The 18449-nt window shown below is 65.6% G+C and carries 23 protein-coding genes; 5 read left to right on the top strand and 18 right to left on the bottom strand.

Annotation, left to right across the window (positions count from 1 at the left end; genetic code table 11):
- The first annotated feature begins 133 nt into the window (after nt 1-133).
- Genes ACO07K_RS28175 through ACO07K_RS28160 form a run of 4 tightly spaced genes read left to right on the top strand, consistent with a single transcriptional unit; the run spans nt 134 to nt 2518 of the window.
- On the top strand, nt 134-424 hold the full coding sequence (locus ACO07K_RS28175) for a DUF2282 domain-containing protein (RefSeq protein WP_422010035.1): 291 nt from the start codon (nt 134-136) through the stop codon (nt 422-424).
- A 12-nt stretch (nt 425-436) separates the two neighbouring features.
- Nucleotides 437-1291 carry a DUF692 domain-containing protein gene (locus ACO07K_RS28170; RefSeq protein ID WP_422033725.1) on the top strand — a complete coding sequence of 285 codons (855 nt, stop codon included), beginning with the start codon at nt 437-439 and terminating at the stop codon, nt 1289-1291.
- Entirely contained in the window at nt 1275-2072 is a 798-nt protein-coding gene (locus ACO07K_RS28165; RefSeq protein WP_422033724.1) for a DNA-binding domain-containing protein, read from the top strand. Before ACO07K_RS28170 ends, ACO07K_RS28165 begins: the two co-directional genes overlap by 17 nt.
- Nucleotides 2069-2518 carry a DoxX family protein gene (locus tag ACO07K_RS28160; protein ID WP_422033723.1) on the top strand — a complete coding sequence of 150 codons (450 nt, stop codon included), beginning with the start codon at nt 2069-2071 and terminating at the stop codon, nt 2516-2518. Before ACO07K_RS28165 ends, ACO07K_RS28160 begins: the two co-directional genes overlap by 4 nt.
- On the opposite strand, the gene ACO07K_RS28155 is transcribed toward ACO07K_RS28160, so the two are convergent.
- From ACO07K_RS28155 to ACO07K_RS28085, 15 genes are all read right to left on the bottom strand, one after another.
- The gene (locus tag ACO07K_RS28155; protein WP_295132847.1) at nt 2496-2975 is read right to left on the bottom strand and encodes an Lrp/AsnC family transcriptional regulator; all 480 of its coding nucleotides are present in this window, start codon (nt 2973-2975) and stop codon (nt 2496-2498) included. The genes ACO07K_RS28160 and ACO07K_RS28155 overlap by 23 nt on opposite strands.
- A gap of 47 nt (nt 2976-3022) precedes the next feature.
- Nucleotides 3023-3295: a hypothetical protein gene (locus ACO07K_RS28150; protein ID WP_422033722.1), complete on the bottom strand. Its 273-nt coding sequence runs from the start codon at nt 3293-3295 to the stop codon at nt 3023-3025.
- Between the two features lie 125 nt (nt 3296-3420).
- Entirely contained in the window at nt 3421-4209 is a 789-nt protein-coding gene (gene soxA, locus ACO07K_RS28145; RefSeq protein ID WP_422033721.1) for a sulfur oxidation c-type cytochrome SoxA, read from the bottom strand.
- Nucleotides 4206-4526, bottom strand: coding sequence for a thiosulfate oxidation carrier complex protein SoxZ (soxZ, locus tag ACO07K_RS28140; protein WP_422033720.1), 321 nt, complete (start codon nt 4524-4526; stop codon nt 4206-4208). The genes soxA and soxZ overlap by 4 nt, the downstream gene beginning before the upstream one ends.
- Nucleotides 4526-4969 (bottom strand): SoxY-related AACIE arm protein, encoded by a 444-nt coding sequence (locus tag ACO07K_RS28135; protein WP_422033719.1) that lies wholly within the window; start codon nt 4967-4969, stop codon nt 4526-4528. Before ACO07K_RS28135 ends, soxZ begins: the two co-directional genes overlap by 1 nt.
- Nucleotides 4970-5404 carry a sulfur oxidation c-type cytochrome SoxX gene (gene soxX, locus ACO07K_RS28130; RefSeq protein WP_422033718.1) on the bottom strand — a complete coding sequence of 145 codons (435 nt, stop codon included), beginning with the start codon at nt 5402-5404 and terminating at the stop codon, nt 4970-4972. It abuts the gene before it with no gap.
- On the bottom strand, nt 5404-6660 hold the full coding sequence (locus tag ACO07K_RS28125; protein WP_422033717.1) for an FCSD flavin-binding domain-containing protein: 1257 nt from the start codon (nt 6658-6660) through the stop codon (nt 5404-5406). Before ACO07K_RS28125 ends, soxX begins: the two co-directional genes overlap by 1 nt.
- Before the next feature lie 6 nt (nt 6661-6666).
- Entirely contained in the window at nt 6667-6960 is a 294-nt protein-coding gene (locus ACO07K_RS28120; RefSeq protein WP_422033716.1) for a c-type cytochrome, read from the bottom strand.
- Nucleotides 6960-9131, bottom strand: coding sequence for a molybdopterin cofactor-binding domain-containing protein (locus ACO07K_RS28115; protein WP_422033715.1), 2172 nt, complete (start codon nt 9129-9131; stop codon nt 6960-6962). The genes ACO07K_RS28120 and ACO07K_RS28115 overlap by 1 nt, the downstream gene beginning before the upstream one ends.
- A 14-nt stretch (nt 9132-9145) precedes the next feature.
- The gene (locus ACO07K_RS28110; protein ID WP_422010009.1) at nt 9146-9595 is read right to left on the bottom strand and encodes a (2Fe-2S)-binding protein; all 450 of its coding nucleotides are present in this window, start codon (nt 9593-9595) and stop codon (nt 9146-9148) included.
- 143 nt (nt 9596-9738) lie between these two features.
- On the bottom strand, nt 9739-10797 hold the full coding sequence (locus ACO07K_RS28105) for a redoxin domain-containing protein (RefSeq protein ID WP_422033714.1): 1059 nt from the start codon (nt 10795-10797) through the stop codon (nt 9739-9741).
- A 19-nt stretch (nt 10798-10816) separates the two neighbouring features.
- A complete protein-coding gene (locus ACO07K_RS28100) occupies nt 10817-12451 on the bottom strand; it encodes a thiamine pyrophosphate-requiring protein (RefSeq protein WP_422033713.1) in 1635 nt (544 codons plus the stop codon).
- A 57-nt stretch (nt 12452-12508) separates the two neighbouring features.
- Complete coding sequence (locus ACO07K_RS28095) at nt 12509-13690, bottom strand: vWA domain-containing protein (RefSeq protein WP_304853861.1); 1182 nt, start codon at nt 13688-13690, stop codon at nt 12509-12511.
- 22 nt (nt 13691-13712) lie between these two features.
- On the bottom strand, nt 13713-14561 hold the full coding sequence (locus tag ACO07K_RS28090; protein ID WP_422010002.1) for an AAA family ATPase: 849 nt from the start codon (nt 14559-14561) through the stop codon (nt 13713-13715).
- Between the two features lie 78 nt (nt 14562-14639).
- Nucleotides 14640-15335, bottom strand: a complete 696-nt coding sequence (locus ACO07K_RS28085) for a cytochrome b/b6 domain-containing protein (RefSeq protein ID WP_422033712.1) — start codon at nt 15333-15335, stop codon at nt 14640-14642.
- 197 nt (nt 15336-15532) lie between these two features.
- On the opposite strand from ACO07K_RS28085, the gene ACO07K_RS28080 reads away from it, so the two are divergent.
- Complete coding sequence (locus ACO07K_RS28080) at nt 15533-15988, top strand: c-type cytochrome (protein WP_422033711.1); 456 nt, start codon at nt 15533-15535, stop codon at nt 15986-15988.
- Between the two features lie 59 nt (nt 15989-16047).
- Here ACO07K_RS28080 and ACO07K_RS28075 read toward each other — a convergent pair whose 3' ends face one another.
- From ACO07K_RS28075 to ACO07K_RS28065, 3 genes are all read right to left on the bottom strand, one after another.
- Nucleotides 16048-16698 (bottom strand): TetR/AcrR family transcriptional regulator, encoded by a 651-nt coding sequence (locus tag ACO07K_RS28075; RefSeq protein ID WP_422033710.1) that lies wholly within the window; start codon nt 16696-16698, stop codon nt 16048-16050.
- A 479-nt stretch (nt 16699-17177) separates the two neighbouring features.
- The gene (locus ACO07K_RS28070) at nt 17178-18050 is read right to left on the bottom strand and encodes an alpha/beta fold hydrolase (protein ID WP_422033709.1); all 873 of its coding nucleotides are present in this window, start codon (nt 18048-18050) and stop codon (nt 17178-17180) included.
- Nucleotides 18047-18427, bottom strand: coding sequence for a hypothetical protein (locus ACO07K_RS28065; protein ID WP_422033708.1), 381 nt, complete (start codon nt 18425-18427; stop codon nt 18047-18049). Before ACO07K_RS28065 ends, ACO07K_RS28070 begins: the two co-directional genes overlap by 4 nt.
- Nucleotides 18428-18449: the final 22 nt, after the last annotated feature.

The following is an 18449-nucleotide window of genomic DNA, read 5'->3' as shown; positions in this document are numbered from 1 at the left end:
TTCGTGTGGCAGGAGGCAAACATTACAGGCGCTTTGCACGAAAACGAAATCGCGCGGCCTGTAACGTTGGCTCGCGAGCGGCCGAATGACCTCCTGCGAGCCGACATCGGCTCGAGAGCCCAGGAGGAAATCCATGATCAATCGCACCACCACGGCAGCCCTTGCCGCCGCCGTCGCCGCCGCAGCGCTGATGTCGTCGGGCGCCAACGCCCAGACCGCCAACGCCGACAAGGAGAGGTGCTACGGCATCTCGATGGCAGGCAAGAACGACTGCGCGGCCACCGGCAACAATTCCTGCGCCGGCCAGTCCAAGGCGGACTATGACGCCAAGGCCTGGAAGTACGTCGCCAAGGGGTCCTGCGCCACCATGGAAGTGACTCTCAAGGACGGCATGAAGCGCAAGGGCACACTCGCCCCGATGTAAGGAAGACGCGTCGTGACGGCGGACCGCCTGCTTCGTGCCGGTGCCGGGCTGAAGCCCGAACATCAGCGGCACATCCTCGAAGCCCGACCCGATATCGGCTGGTTCGAGGTGCATGCCGAGAACTACATGGGAGCCGGCGGTCCGCCGCATCACGTCCTGGAGCGCGTCCGCGCGCTCTATCCGCTGTCGGTGCATGGGGTGGGCCTGTCGATCGGATCGGCCGACGGCATCGTACCCGGTCATCTCGATCGCCTGAAGGCGGTGGTCGACCGCTATCAGCCCTTCATCGTGTCGGAGCATCTCGCCTGGTCGACGCATGGCGGGATCTTCCTGAACGACCTGCTGCCCCTGCCCTATACGGAAGCCACCCTGTCGCTGGTGGCGCGCCACCTCGACGAGGCCCAGACGGCGCTCGGAAGACGCATCCTCATCGAGAATCCCTCGACCTATCTCCGCTTCGACGAGGAAGAAATGCCGGAGACGGATTTCCTGCGGGCGCTCGTCCGGCGCAGCGGCTGCGGATTGCTGCTCGACATCAACAACGTCATGGTCTCCGCGAACAATCATGGGTTCGATGCCCGCGCCTATCTCGAGAACTTCCCACACGAGCATGTCGGCGAGATCCATCTCGCCGGTCACGCCGTGCTGGAGAGCGACGGCGACGTGCTGTTGGTCGACACGCACGACCGGACCATCGCTCCGGAGGTCTGGTCGCTCTTTCGAGATGTCATCGCGCGCCGGGGTGTCCGCCCCACGCTGATCGAGTGGGACTCCGACGTGCCCGCCTGGCCCGACCTCGAAGCCGAAGTCCGCCAGGCCCAATCGATTCTGCAGACGGCCGGAGGCCTCGATGCCCGCGCAGCCTGACGTCAACGGTCTTGCCGAGCTGCAGCACCGCTTTGCCCGCGCCGTGCTGCAGGCCCCTCTGTCGGTGCCCGACGGCATCCGACGCGAGGTCCGGTCCGCTCACGAGCGGCGATTCGGCGTCTACCGCAACAACGTGAAGGCCAGTCTGGTGGCCGCCCTGGCGGCACGGTTTCCGGTGGTGGCACGTCTGGTCGGCGATGAGTTCTTCACCGCCATGGCGCTGGTCTTCATCGAGTGCCATCCGCCGCGCTCGCCCGTCCTCGCCGAATATGGCGCCGCCTTCGCGAGCTTCCTGGAGGGGTTCGATCCCGCCGCTGATCTGCCCTACCTGCCCGACATCGCCCGGCTGGAATGGGCGCGCCACGTCGCATTCCACAGCGCCGACGCCAATCCGGCCGACATCGCCTGGCTCGCGGAGCTGCCTCCTGAAGCGCTGGGCTCCGTGAGGCTCGGTCTCCATCCCGCCATGGCCGTCATCGCCTCGCCGTGGCCCATCGTCTCTGTCTGGACCACCAATGCCCATGACGCCACGCCCGCGGCGCCGGCAGCCGACTGGACGGGCGAGACGGCGCTGGTGACGCGGCCGCATCTGGAGGTTCTCCTTCATCGGCTGCCGCCGGGTGCGGACAGGCTGGTGACCGAGCTGGCCTGCGGCGGCGCGTTGGGCGCCGCCGCCGAGGCGGCGGCGCGCGCCCACGAGGGCTTCGACCTCGTAACGGCCCTGTCGACGCTGTTCGGCGCCGGCGCGTTCACAACTCTGTCCCAAGGATCGTCTCGATGATCGTTCTATTGTCGCGTCTCGACGCTCTTCTGACACGCATCCCGCACGAGCTGCTGGCCCTTCTGGCCCGCCTCTCCGTCGGCACGATCTTCCTGCGCTCGGGCCTGCTGAAGCTCGACGGCTGGGCCGACGGCACCACCCTCACGCTGTTTCGCGAAGAGTACAGGCTGCCGCTCCTGTCGCCCGAGCTTGCGTCCTACATGGCGACAGGCGCCGAACTCAGCCTGCCCGTCTTGCTGTTCCTCGGCCTTTTCACGCGGCCGGCGGCGCTCGCCCTGCTGGGCATGACCCTGGTGATCGAGATCTTCGTCTATCCCAACGCCTTCGACACGCACGGGGTCTGGGCCGTGGCGCTGCTCTATCTCGCCAAGTTCGGGCCGGGCCGGCTGGCGCTCGACGTGCTGCTCTTCGCGCGGGCGATGCCTAGCGCTTACGGACGGGCTTGAGATCGGAAACGATCGGATAGGCCGTCGTCGACTTCACACGCTCCATCGAGAAGCGCGAGGTCACGTTCTTGAGCGGCATCGTGTCGATCAGCTTCTTGTAGAACAGATCGTAGGCCTGCATGTCGGGCACCGCGACCCTCAGCATGTAGTCGATGTCTCCGGCCATGCGGTGGAACTCCATCACTTCCGGCATGGCCGTGACCGTGCTGGCGAACTTGGAGAGCCAGGCCGAGGAATGGTCGCCGGTCTCGATCGACACGAACACGGTCAGCCCCATGCCGATCGCCTCGGGCGAGATCAGCGCCACCCGCTTCAGGATGACGCCGGACTTCTCCAGCCGCTGGATGCGCTTCCAGCAGGGGCTTTGCGACAGGCCGACCCGATGGGCAATCTGGGCCAGCGAAAGGCTCGCATCCTCCTGGAGGAGCGCCACGATCTTCTTGTCGATGGCATCCATGATTCGAATATCCATATGCGGCGGCCCGCCAACCTGAAGGGGGGAGTTTAGACCGGAAGCGACTCCAGACGCACCGGCGCCCCCAACCGCTCGGAGAGTACGATGGCGAGCGCCTCGACGTCGCCATCCACCCGTCCTGCATAGTTCACGAGCCGGGGCGGCGCGCCATCGAACCAGGTCAGACGCCACGCGCCGGCCTCGCACATCAGCGTGCCCACGACGCACCCCTTAGCGAAAATCGTCCAAAGAGCGGGCTCTTCATAGGCTGCCTGGAACAGGCGCGCCGCCCGGGCGACGAGGGTGCTGGCAATACCGAACATGCCGGAAATCTACGGGCGCGTTCGCTACCGCAGCAATGAAACGGTCGGTCGAATCGGGCAGCCGAGACGGCAGGAATAACTCCAACATCCGCCCGTGGGAGAATATTCTCCCGATACGGCATTGCTCAGGGACGGACGGCGGGCGTCTCCAGCTTCAGCCCCTTGGCCCGCTCCATCAGATAGAGCTCCAGCGCCGTATATTCCGGCGCATCGAGCGGCCAGGCCTCGGCGCGGATACCGACGAGGCAGTTGCGCAGCCGACGCTTGAGCGATCCAAGCGCCTGCCATTCCAGCCGATAGATCGGGTAGCCGGTGGGATGCGCCTCCGGAATGACGATGCCCGCGAGCTTCTTGCCGGCATTGTCGTCGTGGCAGATCGCACAGGAGAGATTGAGCTGGCCCTGGCGACGGCGATAGATCTCCTCCCCTTGCTGGCGAAACGCCTCGAGACGCGGGTCGGCGGGCGGCGCGATCGGCAGGCCGCGCGACTGGTGCGCGATAAAGGCGGTCAGCGCCAGCAGGTCACGATTCTCGGGTGGCAGCGGATCGGCGCTCTGGTGCTCCGTGCGGCAGAGATTGATGCGGCCTTCGAGATCGAGCGGACGCTCACCGCCCGCCGGGATCGTGGGATAGCGCGCGGCTACGCCCTTCATGCTGGCGGCGTCGGCACCATGGCAGTCGGCACAGGACTTGTTCGCGACGCCCGCTGGCCTTGCCCAGAGCTGGCTGCCGAGCTGGACGAACAGCATGCCGGGATTGGCGGTGTCGTCGTCCTGTATCTTCTGCAGCGCCTCGCCCATGTCCCGGTAGCCGGACCGACGCTTGTCCGCACCCGGTTGGGTTCCGACCTGGGCCGCCGCATAGGTGGCCACGAACACCAGGCCGAGACCGACGACGAGCAGCCGCCTCCTCATTCGACGGTGATGTCGACTCGATGCTCGGCGGCGAATCCCTCGTCGCCGGTCCAGCGCAGGGCCACGGTGCCGCTCTCGTTCGCCTGAGCAAAAAAAGACACGAAGGGATTGGCGGCGATCGCCGGCGACATGTCCATCGCGAAGATCTCTGCGCCGTTCCAGGTCGCGGTGAAACGCTCGATGATGTTGCGCGGAATGATGCGGCCGTTGGGCCCCGGTCGGAAGCCGGTCTCCATCGGGTGCATGATCAGCGCCTTGATCTCGACGACATCGCCACGCTTGGCAGTCTTCGGAGCATTCACCAGGATGTTCGACATCAGGTCGACTCCTCGAGGCAGGCGGCCAGGGTGACGATCACGTCGGCGCCGGCGCTCCAGAACTTGCCGTCGCTGGTCTCGGCGATGGCCACGATCCGCTGGCTGTCGCCGAGCTTGATACGCGTGCCGACCATCGCCTTGCCGTTGCGCGGGCCGAGCCGGGCGGAAAAGACATTGGGCTGCGGATTCTTCTCAGTGAAGACATGGATCGCCTTCACATGCTCGGCTTCGGTCATCGGACTATCGACCGAGACGGTGAGCGGGACGGTGCTGCCGTTCTCGACCAGCGGCGGGACGTCGAGCTTCACCCGGCCTTCGGTCGGCGTGGCCGTGCCGACGATCTTTCGGATGGCCTCGGCCATGGCATCGGGCGTCGCCGCTGCGGGGGCGAGCGGCAGCAAGACGATCGAGGCAGTGCCGGCAAGGAAGAGACGTCGATCCATTCAATCCTTCAGCGTGACGAGATAGGCCACGACATCCTCGACTTGCGCAGCGGTGAGGATCGTCCTGCCCTCGAAGTTGCGAGCGACCCGATGCAGGTCCTGGGCCCGATAGTAGGCCGGCATGATCGTGTCGGCATTGAGACGAGACCCGTCGACGATGCGCAGGCGCAGCTGTCCCTCCGACCAGCGCGAGCCTGCGCCCGCGAGGCTGGGCGCCAGGTCGCCCTGGAAGCGTTCCTCCGCAATCGGCCCGGAGTGACAGAGCAGGCAGAGGCCCACGCTGCGGTTGGCGACGATCGCCCGGCCGCGCACCGCGTCGCCCGGCTGGCCGGTGAGCGAGCGCGGTATCGCGTCGCCGACGATCTGGGGCCCGGCCTGTTGCGCCATGCCGGGACCGGCCATGAGCACGAGAGCAAGGGCGACGAGGCTGCGCATCAGCCGAACGTCTCCGCGGCGATGGTGCGAAACCAGCTCGACGCATAAAGCGCCTCCTGGCCGCGCAGTCCACCGACGGCGACCAGCGGGCTGGTACCGCCGGCGCCAGGAATGTCAGTGAGCTGGCCCTTGTCGGGACGATAGACACCGGCGATCGAAATACCGTAGTCGGCCGCGACCAGGCTGTAACAGGTGTTGATCACGATCGGATCCTGCGGCTTCTCGCCGGCCAGCAGCTTAACGATCGCGGCGGCACAGACCTTGGCCTGGGCATTGGCCGCGAAGGCCGACTTGGGCATGCCGCCCATGATCGCCGCATCACCCAGCACATGGATGTTGGGCCGGAGCGTCGATTCGAAGGCGACGGGCTCGACGGGGCACCAGCCAGTGCGGTCGGCAACGCCCGCCTGCGCAGCGATGGCGCCGGCCCTCTGCGGGGGGATAACGTTGGCGACCGCGGCCTTGTGCGCCCCGAACTCCGTCGTAAGGGTGAGAGTCGCAGGATCGACCGCCGTCACCTTGCCGCCCTGGCTGAGAGGCACCCACTCGATCAGCCCCGGGTAGAGCTCGGCCCAGCCGTTCTGGAACAGGCGCTGCTTGGAGAAGGCATCCTTGGCGTCCAGCAGCAGCACCTTGGATTTCGGCTTCCAGATCTTCAGCCAGTAGGCGATCAGGCTGGCGCGTTCGTAGGGCCCGGGAGGACAGCGGAAAGGATTGGCTGGTGCGGACATGACGACCAGCCCGCCGTCCTCCATGGCCTGCAGCTGACGTCGCAGCAGCACGGTCTGCGCGCCGGCCTTCCAGGCGTGGGGCATCTTGGCGGCTGCGGCCTCGTCGTAACCCGGGATGGCCTTCCAGTCGAAGTCGATGCCGGGGGACATGATCAGCCGGTCGTAGGAGAGCCTGTTGCCGTCGGCCAGGGTCACGGTCTTCGCATCGGCATCGACTGCAGTGGCGCTCGTCCCCGCAATCGTGACACCCGCGCCCCTGATGCCGTCGTACCCGAACTGCTGCTGGTCGATCTCGCGCAAATTCGCGAGCACGGAATTGCTGAAAGGGCAGGACGTGTAGACGGGATTTGGCTCGACCAGGGTGACCTTGAGTGAAGGCTGCAGCGCCTTCAGGGTGCGCGCCGCCGTGGCGCCGCCGAAGCCGCCGCCGATCACCACAATCTTGGCTTTTCGCTGCGCCGAAGCGACGGCGGGCGCGAGCCCGGCGGCGGCGGCGAGTTTCAGCAAGTGACGGCGCGTCGCCATCGCCGCCTACTCCGGCTGCGCCGCAAACCAGGCGGCGATGGCCTCGGTCTGCCGATCGTCAAAGCCCTTGGCGATCCGCCCCATGACACTGGAGGGCCAGGCGCCGCTGCGATAATCGCGCATGAAGGTGACGATATCCGAGGCCTTTCGGCCAGCAAGGCGCGGGATCACCGAATCCGCCACCTTCTTTGGGGCGTGGCAGCCGGTGCAGGAGCTGGCGCCCGGCGGCGCGTCGGCCGCCGTTGCCGGGCCGGCCAGCAGGATCATGCTGGCGAGGCCCGGCAGCAGCGCGCGATGCATCAGGCGCCCTTCTTCAGGTCGTTGTTCATCAGCGGCAGGTTGCGCACCCTTTTGCCCGTCGCCTTGGCGATCGCGTTCAGCACGGCGGGCGCCGCCACCGCGATGGTCGGCTCGCCGACGCCGCCCCAGAAGTCGTTGGTCGGCACGAGCACCGTTTCGACCTCAGGCATCTCGTCGATGCGCATCACGTTGTAGCTGTCGAAGTTGGTCTGCTCGACCGCGCCGTCCTTCACCGTGATCTCGCCGTACAGAGCGGCCGACAGGCCGTAGACGAACGAGCCGGCGACCTGGCGGTCGATCTGCGCCGGATTGACCACGTGGCCGGGATTGGTAGCCGCGGTGATCTTGTGGATCTTGAGCTGGCCGTCGGGGCTCACCGAGACCTCGGCGACGCCGGCGACGTAGCTGCCATAGCCCATGACCTGCGAGATGCCGTGGAACCGGCCCTCGGGCAGCGGCTTGCCGTAGCCCGCCTTGTCGCAGGCGGCCTTCAGCACCGCCGCCCATTTGGGCTTCAGGTACTTGAGGCGGTAGGCCAGCGGATCCTGGCCTGCCGCCGCCGCCAGCTCGTCCATGAAACATTCCATGTAGACGGCGTTCTGGTTGACGTTCACGCCCCGCCAGAAGCCCGCCGTGATGTGCGGGTTGCGCATGGCGTGGTCGATCATCAGGTTCGGGATGTCGTAGCCATACGCCGCCTCGACGCCGGACTGCATGAGGCCCTGGAAAGTGGCGGGATCCATGCCGTTCACCAGGTTCTGCGGCAGCAGCGAGGCCAGGATCGACTGGCCCGAGATGCGCACGTGCAGGCCGACCAGATTGTCCTGGGCGTCGAGACCGGCCGTCATCTTGGCCATCGTCGTAGGATGGTACTGGCAGTGCGTCATGTCCTCTTCGCGCGACCAGATGAGCTTGATCGGCGTGCCCGGCATCTCCTTGGCCGCGAGCACGGCCTGTCGCACATAGTCGGAACGGCCGCGCCGGCCGAAGCCGCCCCCCAGCATCAGCTTGTAGACCTCGCACTTGCCGATCGGCAGGCCGGCCGCTTCCGACGCCGCAGCGAGCGCCGCCTCACCGTTCTGCGTGCCGCACCAGACCTCCACCTTATCGGCCGTGTAGCGCGCCGTGGCGTTCATCGGCTCCATGGTGACATGGTGCTGGTAGGGGAAGCTGTAGACGGCCTCGACCTTCTTGGCAGCGCCCTCGATCGCCTTCTGGGCATCGCCCGCCTTGTTGCCGACGAAGGCTTCCTTGGCGTCGAGGCCCTCCTTCAGCGTGGCGTTGATGGTCTCGGTCGAGACCTTGCCGAGTTCACCGATGTCCCAGTTGGTCGTGACGGCGTCGAGCGCCGTCTTGGCCTGCCAGTAGGTGTCGGCCACGACCACGACGGCGTTGCCGTCGATCGCGAAGATCTTCTTCACGCCGGGCATCTTCTCGGCCTTGGCGGCGTCGAAGTCCTTGAGCTTGCCGCCAATCACCGGACAGGCGCGGACCGTCGCGTTCAACATCCCCGGCATCGTATGATCCATGCCGTAGATCTGCTTGCCCGTGACCTTGTCGACCGTGTCGAGCCGCTTCAGCGGTTTGCCCGCGATCTTCCAGTCCTTGGGATCCTTGAGCTTCACGTCCTTGGGCGGTTCGAGTTCGGCCGCCGCCGCGGCGACCGCGCCGTAGGTCAGCGTCTTGCCCGATCCCTTGTGCGTGATCTTGCTGTCGGCCGCGCTGCATTCGGATGCCGGCACGTTCCATTGCTTCGCCGCGGCCGCGATCAGCATCTCGCGCGCGATGGCGCCGCCTTCACGGACATATTGCTGACTTTCGCGGATGCCGCGGCTGCCGCCGGTCGAGAAGTTCTTCCACACGCGGTTGCGCTTCAGGTTCTCGCCGGGCGTCGGATATTCCCAGGTGACCTTGTTCCAGTCGCAGTCGAGTTCCTCGGCCACGAGCTGGCAGAGGCCGGTGAGCGTGCCCTGCCCCATCTCGGAGCGTGCGATGCGGATCACGACCTTGTCGTCGGGATGGATGACCACCCAGGCGTTCAATTCCTTGACGGATTGGGCCTGCGCCACGCTTTCGTCGAAGGGCAGGTGGAAGCCGAGCGAGAACCCGCCGGCGACGGCGGCACCGCTGACCAGGAAGCCGCGGCGGCCGAGAGATGTCTGAATCGTCATGATGCGTCCTCCCCTCAGGCCTTGGCGGCGGCGTGGATGGCGGCGCGGACCTGCTGGTAGGTGCCGCAGCGGCAGATGTTGGTCATCGCCTCGTCGATGTCGGCATCGGTCGGATTGGGCTTGGCGGCAAGCAGCGCCGTCGCCGCCATCACCATGCCGCTCTGGCAGTAGCCGCACTGGGGCACGTCGAGCTCGACCCAGGCCTTCTGGATCTTGTTCAGCACACCATTCTCGGCCAGGGCCTCGATGGTGACGACCTTCTGGGTGCCGACAGCGTTCACCGGCACGCTGCACGAACGCACCGGCGCACCGTCGATATGGACCGTGCAGGAGCCGCATTGTGCGATGCCGCAGGCATACTTGGTGCCCGTCAGACCGAGCTGCTCGCGCAGCACCCAGAGGAGTGGAGTATCCGGATCGGCGGTGTAGTCGACCGCCTTGCCGTTGACGTTGAGAACAGCCATCCCAGTCTCCCGTTGGTTCAGGAAATATGGAGCGGAGGGTAACTCAGCGAGGGCGCGACTGCCTTGCAGACCTGCTGCTCTCACGGAGGTGTGATGGCGCCACAAAGCACCGCCAAATGCGACGAGCCCATGACGCTCGCGAACTACAGTTTCGGCGGCGGATAATACGGGCGATCGCCGAGCGCCCGTACGCGCTCCCAGAACTCCGGCCCCGAGGCCTTGCCGACCTGGTCGAGATCGGCTGCCTGGCGCCACAGGCTCCACGATTCAGGATGCAGGCGGCTAGCCTCCGCCATCTGCAGGTCGCCTTCGGCCGCGCGGCCGTTGGCGCGCAGCCAAAGCCCTAGTCGGAAACGTGCCCGCGCCTCGGCGATCTCGGGCGTGACTTTGGGTAGGCCTGTGCGCGCCTCATCGGGTGGCAACGCATGCACGCCGGTCGTGACCCAGGCGCGCACCGCGGCGAGATAGGCCTGTCGGGCGGCGAGGCGCTCGGCCTGATCTTTCGGAGTCATGGTGCGCGTCTCGAGATCCATGCGCCGGAAATGATCGGTCGAGCCCGCCGTTTCAGGCGGCCGGGCGATCCGACCCTGCTCATCGATCCAGATCGCCTGCGGCACGTTCACGAGATTATAGAGGTCCTCGAGCCGATGGTCGGTATCGATGAGCTGCCAGTAGGACGAGTTCGCCTGCTCGATCCACGGACGCGCATGCGCGGCGCCGCGGCTTTCCTGGGCCACGGCCACGACCATGAACCCCTTGTCCTTCAGTTCTTCGTAGAGGGCCTGCCACACGGGCAAGTCAAAACGGCAGCCTCACCAACTGGCCCAGGTGGCGAGGAACACCTTGCTGCCGCGCAGCTGCGACAGCGAGCGCGGCACGCCGTCGATATCCGGCAGGGTGAAGTCCGGCGCTTCCAGCCCTTCGAGCGCGGCGTTGCGCTCCCCGGCCGGCGCGGCCAGCGCCCACACATCGCGCGCTTGGCTCGCGACCACGGGACCGCCCAGCTTTTTCCAGAAAGCCTCGAGGTCGACTTCGTTGGGCGCGAGCGCGGCAGCGGGCAGCGGCACGCATAGATCGTCGCGGCACATGCCTTCCGGCTTCAGCGTCCAGCCGGTGACACGCTCGGCATCGACAGGACTCACCCAGAGGCCGTCATGCGCGGCGACGTCGTACTCGCCCGTGGGCGTGAGGATTTTCGTCATCGCGGCCTCCCGTTCCAAATCACTTAGGTGTCGAGATCGTCACTTCCTTCGAGGTGATGAACTCCAGCAGCACGGGCACGCCCTTCTGAGTCTGCTCGATGCCGCGCTTGATCGCCGGGATGATGTCCTCCGGCTTGGTGATGCGCTCGCCGTAGCCGCCGAAGGCCCGCGCCATGGCGGCGTAGTCGCCCGAGATGTCGGTCGAGCGGTACTTCTCGGTCGACACCTTCATGATGTGCAGCTCGATCGCCATCGAGAAGTTGTTGAGCAGAATCGACATGATCGGAATGCGCTCGCGCACCGCCGTCTCGAAGTCCATGCCGGTGAAGCCGATCGCCGCATCACCCCACACGTTGATGCAGAGCTTGTCGGGGCAGGCGAGCTTGGCGCCCATGGCGAGGCCGAGCCCGTAGCCCAGCTGGGTGGTCTTGCCCCAGCCGATATAGGTGTGCGGCGCGATGGTTTTCCAGAACGGCGAGAGCTGATCGCGCGGGCTGCCGGCGTCGTGGGTGATGATCGTGTTGGCCTTGTCGACCGTGTGTTGGAGATCCCAGAGCACGCGATAGGGATTGAGCGGCGCTTCGTTGTTGGTGAGCTTGGGCATCCACTCGTTGAGCCACGCGTCGGCGATCGGCTTGATCTCCGCCACGACCGGCGCGGCATCGCGCTTCTTGCCCCCGACCAGCTTGCTGCACTCGTCGATCATGGCGCGGAGCGCCAGCTTGGCATCGCCGATCAGGCCGTACTGGCAGCGCACGTCCTTGTTCAGATGATTGGGGTCGAGCGTGGTGTGGATCACCGTCTTGCCCTTGGGCATCGAGATGCCGAAGTTCGTCTCGGTGAAGGAGCAGCCGATGCCGAACAGCACGTCGCACTTGTCGAGGAAGTGCCGGACCTGCCTCGGATAGGCACGGCCGCCGGAGCCCAGCGACAGCGGATGGGTCTCGTCGAAGCTGCTCTTGCCCTGCAGCGAGGTGCAGACGGGAATCGCCAGCAGCTCGGCCAATTCCTTCAGCTCGTCATAGGCTTCGGCCCAGTGTACGCCGTGGCCGGCGTAGATGACCGGACGCTTGGCCTCGACCAGCACCTTGGCGGCTTCCTTCACCGCGGCCGGGTCGGGACCGTAGCGCGTCGGCTTGATCGGCTCGTAGGTCAGCGGATCGGGCGCGTCCTCGCCGTTGGCTTCGGCCGGGAACTCGATGATGACCGGCGAGCCGCGGCCGTTGCGCAGTAGGCTGAAGGCCCGGCGCATGACGTTCTCGATGTCGGCGCCCGAGGTGATCGGCTCGGCATGCTTGGCGACATGCGACATGGTGATGGTCGAGTTGAAGTTCGGCGGCACATGGGCGATGCGCCGCGGATAGCCCGCCGGGATGACCAGCAGCGGCACCGATTCGCCGTAGGCCTGGGCCACGCCGCCATAGGCGTTCTCCGAACCCGGACCGCTCTGCATGCAGAACACGCCCATCTTGCGGCCCTTGGTCATGCGCGACATGGCGTCGGCCATATGCAGGCCGATTCGCTCCTGGCGCACGATGATCGGCCGGATGTCGATCGCGGCGCAGTGCTCGATCAGATGGTTGACGGGATAGGCGAAGAGATACTCGACCCCTTCGCGCTTCAGGATTTCGGCGACGGCAGGCCCGGTCTTCATCTTCGTTTCTCCCCTTGGCTGGGGCGCGCCACTCCAGTGGCGTCCCCCCAGCGCGTCCTACTTGTTCAGTTCCTTCATCGCGCTGTCGAGGCCGCCCAGGGTGAGCGGGAACATGCGGTTGCTCGTCAGCTGCTGCAGCAGCTGAATCGACGGCGTGTAGCTCCAGTGCCGTTCCGGCACCGGGTTCAGCCACGCCATGCTGCGATAGGTGTCGGCCACGCGCTGGATCCAGACCTGGCCCGCCTCCTCGTTCCAGTGCTCCACCGAGCCGCCGGGATAGGCGATCTCGTAGGGGCTCATCGAGGCGTCGCCGACGAACAGCACCTTGTAGTCGGGCGGATAGGTATGGAGCATCTGCGCCGTCGAGAAGGTGTCGACGTGGCGACGGCGATTGTCCTTCCACAGCTTCTCGTAGAGGCAGTTGTGGAAGTAGAAGAATTCGAGGTGCTTGAATTCCGAGCGCGCCGCCGAGAACAGCTCCTCGCAGACCCGGATATGCGCGTCCATCGAGCCGCCGATGTCGAACAGGATCAGCAGCTTCACCTTGTTGCGCCGCTCCGGCACCATCTTGATGTCGAGGTAGCCGGCATTGCGCGCCGTCGAGCGGATCGTGTCGGGCATGTCGAGCTCGACCTCGGCGCCCTCGCGCGCGAACTTGCGCAGGCGGCGCAGCGCGATCTTGATGTTGCGCGTGCCGATCTCGACCGTGTCGTCGAGGTTCTTGTATTCGCGCTTGTCCCACACCTTGACGGCGCGGCCCTCGCGGCCCTTGTCCTGGCCGATGCGTACGCCCTCGGGATTGAAGCCGTAGGCGCCGAACGGCGAGGTGCCGGCGGTGCCGATCCACTTGCTGCCGCCCTGGTGGCGCTTCTGCTGCTCCTCGAGACGCTTCTTCAGCGTCTCCATGAGTTTTTCCCAGCCGCCCATCGACTCGATCTGCTTCTTCTCCTCCTCGGTGAGAAGCTTCTCGGCCAGCTTGCGCAGCCATTCCTCGGGGATCTCGGCGGCCACGCCCTCGGGCGGCAGCGCCTCCAGTCCCTTGAAGACGGTGCCAAACACGCGGTCGAACTTGTCGAGGTTGCGCTCGTCCTTCACCAGCGCGGCGCGCGACAGATAGTAGAAGTCGTCGACGCTGTAGTCGGCGACCCCCTTGTCCATCGCGTCCATCAGGGAAAGATATTCCTTGATGGAGACCGGCAGCTTGGCGTTGCGCAGCTCGAGGAAGAAGTTGATGAACATCGCGTTCTCCTCTCAGCGGTGATTACTGACGCTGCTCCCGCCGCGCCATGAACGCCAGACGCTCGAACAGGTGCACGTCCTGCTCGTTCTTGAGCAGCGCGCCGTGCAGCGGCGGAATGAGCTGCTTGGAGTCCTTGGACCGCAGCGACTCCGGCGACATGTCCTCGACCATCAGAAGCTTCAGCCAGTCGAGCAGTTCGGAGGTCGACGGCTTCTTCTTGAGGCCCGGCACTTCGCGGATGTCGTAGAACACGTTCAGCGCCTCGCGCAGCAGGTTGCGCTGCAGGTCGGGGAAGTGGACGTCGACGATCTGCGTCATCGTCTCGCGATCGGGGAAGCGGATGTAGTGGAAGAAGCAGCGGCGCAGGAAGGCGTCCGGCAGCTCCTTCTCGTTGTTCGAGGTAATCATCACGATTGGCCGCTCGGTCGCCTTGATGGTCTGCTGCGTCTCGTAGACGTAGAATTCCATGCGATCGAGTTCCTGCAGCAGATCGTTGGGGAACTCGATGTCGGCCTTGTCGATCTCGTCGATCAGCAGGATGGGGCGGACCGGGGCGGTGAAGCCCTCCCACAGCTTGCCCTTCTTGATGTAGTTGCCGATGTCCTTCACGCGCTCGTCGCCGAGCTGGCTGTCGCGCAGGCGCGAGACTGCGTCGTACTCGTAGAGGCCCTGCTGCGCCTTGGTGGTCGACTTGATGTGCCACTCGATGATCGGGGCGTTCAGCGCCTTGGCAACTTCATGTGCCAAGACGGTCTTGCCGGTGCCGGGCTCGCCCTTGATGAGCAGCGGACGCTGCAGCGCGATCGCCGCGTTCACCGCCACGCGCAGGTCGTCGCTGGCAACGTAGGAGTCGGTACCGGTAAATTTCATGGTGCAAAATCCAAATTTCACTGTGGTTATCGTCACCCTAGAGGGGCGGTTTCAGGCCAGCAAGGCCGCGCGAACAGGTCAGCCGCCCGCGCGGACGATGAAATAGACCAAAGCGGCACAGGCCAGCAGGACAGACATCGCAAGGCGGCTCGATGCGAAGGCGAGCCGCGGTGCGGGCGCGCCCGGTTCGACCGCCTGATCGATCCGCTTGCGGCCGGTGACCATCGCGCCGATCAGGTTATGCCGCTTCCAGACGAGGTAGAGCAGGACGGCGAAGACATGGATTGCCACCAGAACGAGCAGCACGTTGATCCACCACGCATGGAAATCGGTCGCCCGCTCGACCCACTTGTCGGCGACCTTGAGGGCAAGCGGCCCGTTCACCATGCCGGTGTCGGTGTCGGCCGCGAACAGACCGGTCACGACCTGGGCCATCACCGCGAAGATCAGGACGAGCACCATGGCGCCTCCCACCGGATTGTGTCCGACGTCGCAGGGGCCCTCCTTGCGAAACAGATGCGCCAAATGGGCGAAAGCGGCCCCGGGTCCCTTGAGGAAGCTCGAGAAGCGCGCGGTGGTGCTGCCGACGAAGCCCCAGGCGAGACGAAAGAGCAGCAGGGTCAGGATGGCGTACCCCGACCAGAAATGAAGCTGCATCCAATCTCCGCCGGCCCGTCCGCTGAAGTACGAGGTCGCCATGAGGGCGACGAGCAACCAGTGGAACAGTCGGACGGGCACGTCCCAGACGAGGATCTTGTCGTTCTTGCCGGCCATCCGTCATTGTCTCCTTGAGAGGGCCCAGAATAGTCGAGTCACCGGGACTGTAGGCAAGGACCAGAGCGCGACCACTACACGCAGTCGTGATGGCGCTTGTCTCACCTGCCCGTTCGCTTCCGGGCCGGGCTCTGCAACAAATGGTCCGTCGGCGAGGCATAAATTGCCAGCCGGATCAGCCACAAGGGGATGGGTCTATGAGGAAGAGTCTGATTCTTGCGATGGTCGGCGCGCTCGCCGCCGGCGCAATGGTAGGGGGCGCGACGATTGCGATGGCCCAGGGCGACGTGATTGCGCAGCGCAAGGACAATCGCAAGCAGACCGCCGCAGCGATGCGCGCCATCAAGGCGATCGTCGACGCCAAGGGTCCGACGGCGGGCGCCGTCGAGCAGGCCGCGAAGCTGAAGACGCTTGAGGCATCTTTCATGAAGATGTTCCCGGCCGGCTCGGACAAGGGCGAAACCCGGGCCCTGCCGGCGATCTGGACTGATTGGGCCGGCTTCGAAGCGGCCAGCAAGGCGGCCGACGCAGCCTACGACAAACTCGCGACGGCGGCCGGTTCAGGCAACGCCGAGGCACTGGCGGCGGCCTTTGCCGACACCGGCAAGACCTGCGGTGCGTGCCATCAGAAGTTCCAGGCGAAGGCCAACTAGGCCCGCTCTCCCAAGAACATCGGGGCGACGGACTTTCCGCCGCCCTTTTTTTTGCGGCCTCAGGGCGCGGTGGATGCTCGAGGCGAACCTGCAAGGGCCTGCTGGACGATCGTCTCGGCCGTGAAGCGCCAGGTCCTCGAAGCACGCATGGGCGACAGGCGCTGACGCTCACGCAAGTTCATCCAGCTGTCGAAGCCGAAGGCCCGGTCGAGCGAATCGAGCCCGGCAAGGCGCGCTTCCGGATCGAGCGACTCGAGCTCGGCGGCGAACCATACGGTCAGCCGCTGCCGCAGGAGTTCGCGCAGCCGGGCCACGCCAGCCCCGATGGCCGGCGCCATGCAGCGCACGCGCTCGGCGAAGCTCCACAAGGGAAGCCACTCCTCGAAGAGCTGCGCCCGGTGGGCGACCAGCCAAGTGATGCGACTGGCCAGCGGTGCCGCCGGATCCACCGGCCGATCGGCACTGAACGCCCGGCTGACGGCGAGCTCGAAGGCCGCTGCGTAGAGGTCGGACAGGTTCGGGAAGTGCTGAAAGAGGGTCCGGCTCGAAAGCCCCGCGATCATGGCGACGGCACCCGCGGATGGCTCGGCATCCCCCGTCTGGACCAAATCCAGAGTGGCCTGGATCAGGGAGCGCCGAACGCTCTGCCCCTTGATTATGCGCTCATCATGCACATTTGACACATCGAGGGGGAAGCCGACAATTCTCATTGGGACCGATCGAAAATTTTTGGCGCGCGTCGGCGACACTATCAGCCCCCAAATTTGAGGTAACGTGCAAGAATGCATATCTAAAATATTGTACCCCCAACAATCACGGCATTATCGTCGGATGTGATAGGCGTTTTTGGTGTGTCTATGACTGCACCGCTGGCGCAACATTGCTCCGGTCGGTTCCCCGGCTCATCTGGTGACAGCAGCTATTGCCAGAAATACGAAAGGCCGATCGCTTGGGGACGATCGGCCTTCCTATGAGCCCGCCTGGGTGTGGGTTGATCGAAGCCCTGGGTGTGTGGGAACGGCTTCGATAAAGCGGCTTGGGGGGCCGCCAGCAGGCTCTGTGTGATTGGTACTCTACTTCAGCCGGGCGGACGCGGTACTTGCAATAATGCATATCTGCTGCCGAACGATCAAAAGAATGACCAACAATTCTAGCCCGAACCTCTCCGCAGCTAGTCGAAAAAGGTGAGTCAGCAGACATCCGGGCCGGTCGGACGATCCGCGATCGCGGCGAGAACCGGGCGCAGATGCTCGAGGAAGCGATCCGGATCCTCGCTCATTGGGAAATGGCCAAGGCCAGGCATGATCGAACAGCTGACGCCCGCGACCGTCGCGGCGACTTCCTCCGTATCGGCGGGCGAGCACGAATAGTCGTATTCCCCGGTCAGCAGATACAGTGGGCAGAGGGTGGTATCGATCGTGGCAATGCGATCGCGCAGGTCGCCGTCGACCTTGTAAAAATGAAGATCGCCTTTGAAGACGCCCGGGCCGCCCTGCATGTAGTGCCACAGGGTTTCCCAGCGATGCACGCTCGGCGCATCCGGCCCAACCAGACCCGATACAATGCCGGCGCACACCTCGCCGCCATGGACGTCCGCGTGGTGCAGCCAGTCGGTATCGTAGTAGGGCGCGACATGAGCCGAGGCTTGCAGGCCGATCAGCGCACGAAAGCGGTCCGCATGGCTCGCCGCGAGGTTGAGCACCACGCGCCCGCCGATCGAACAGCCCATCACCACCGGCCGGTGGAGCGCCAGCGCATCGGCGAAGGCCGCGATGAACGCAGTGTAGAAATCCCGCGTCAGCCGGTATTCCTCGCGTTCGAACCCGGCGGGAGGAGAGGATTTCCCATGCCAGGGCATATCGAAGGCGATGACACGAAAGCGCCTCGTGATCGCCTCATCGTTCAGCACGCCGCGATACTGCCGTCCATCGGCCCCCGCCGTGTGAAGGCAGATCAGCGGAATCCCCTGGCCTGCCTCCTCGAAGTAGAGGCGATAGCGCCGTCCTTCGAACTCGAAGGACAGATAGCGGCCGAGGATCGGCTCGAGACGGGCGGTCGTCATGGCGTCGCGCCCCTCTCCGTTTGCACAGCGCGCGGGGCCTCAAGCACGCCCTTGATGTAGAGCAGGTTGGCCATCAGGGGCTGCAGGTCACCCTCGAACTTCATGAGGCCCCGGCGCACCAGAGCGAGCAGGTCGTGATCGCCCGGCGCCGGCCGCCGCCGCCAGAAGCGCTGCCAGCTCGCCTCTTCGGCCCGCAGGGCAAAGCGCCAGGACGGCATGACGAAGGGGCCCGCCTCGACCCGCTCGATTCGGCCCCGCAGCACGTGCACCAGCCAGACCCGCGGACGTGCCTCCACCAGAAAAGCCCCGGTGAAATGGCGGCCGCGCCGTACCAGGGCTGCGTCGTCGTTCACGAGATCGGCAAGTTGTTCGAGCATGCTCCCTCCCTCTGCGGGCCGC

Source organism: Reyranella sp. (assembly GCF_965228225.1).
Lineage (GTDB): Bacteria > Pseudomonadota > Alphaproteobacteria > Reyranellales > Reyranellaceae > Reyranella.
The sequence above is the reverse complement of the archived record's forward strand: the minus strand, read 5'-3'. Positions and strand labels throughout refer to the sequence as shown.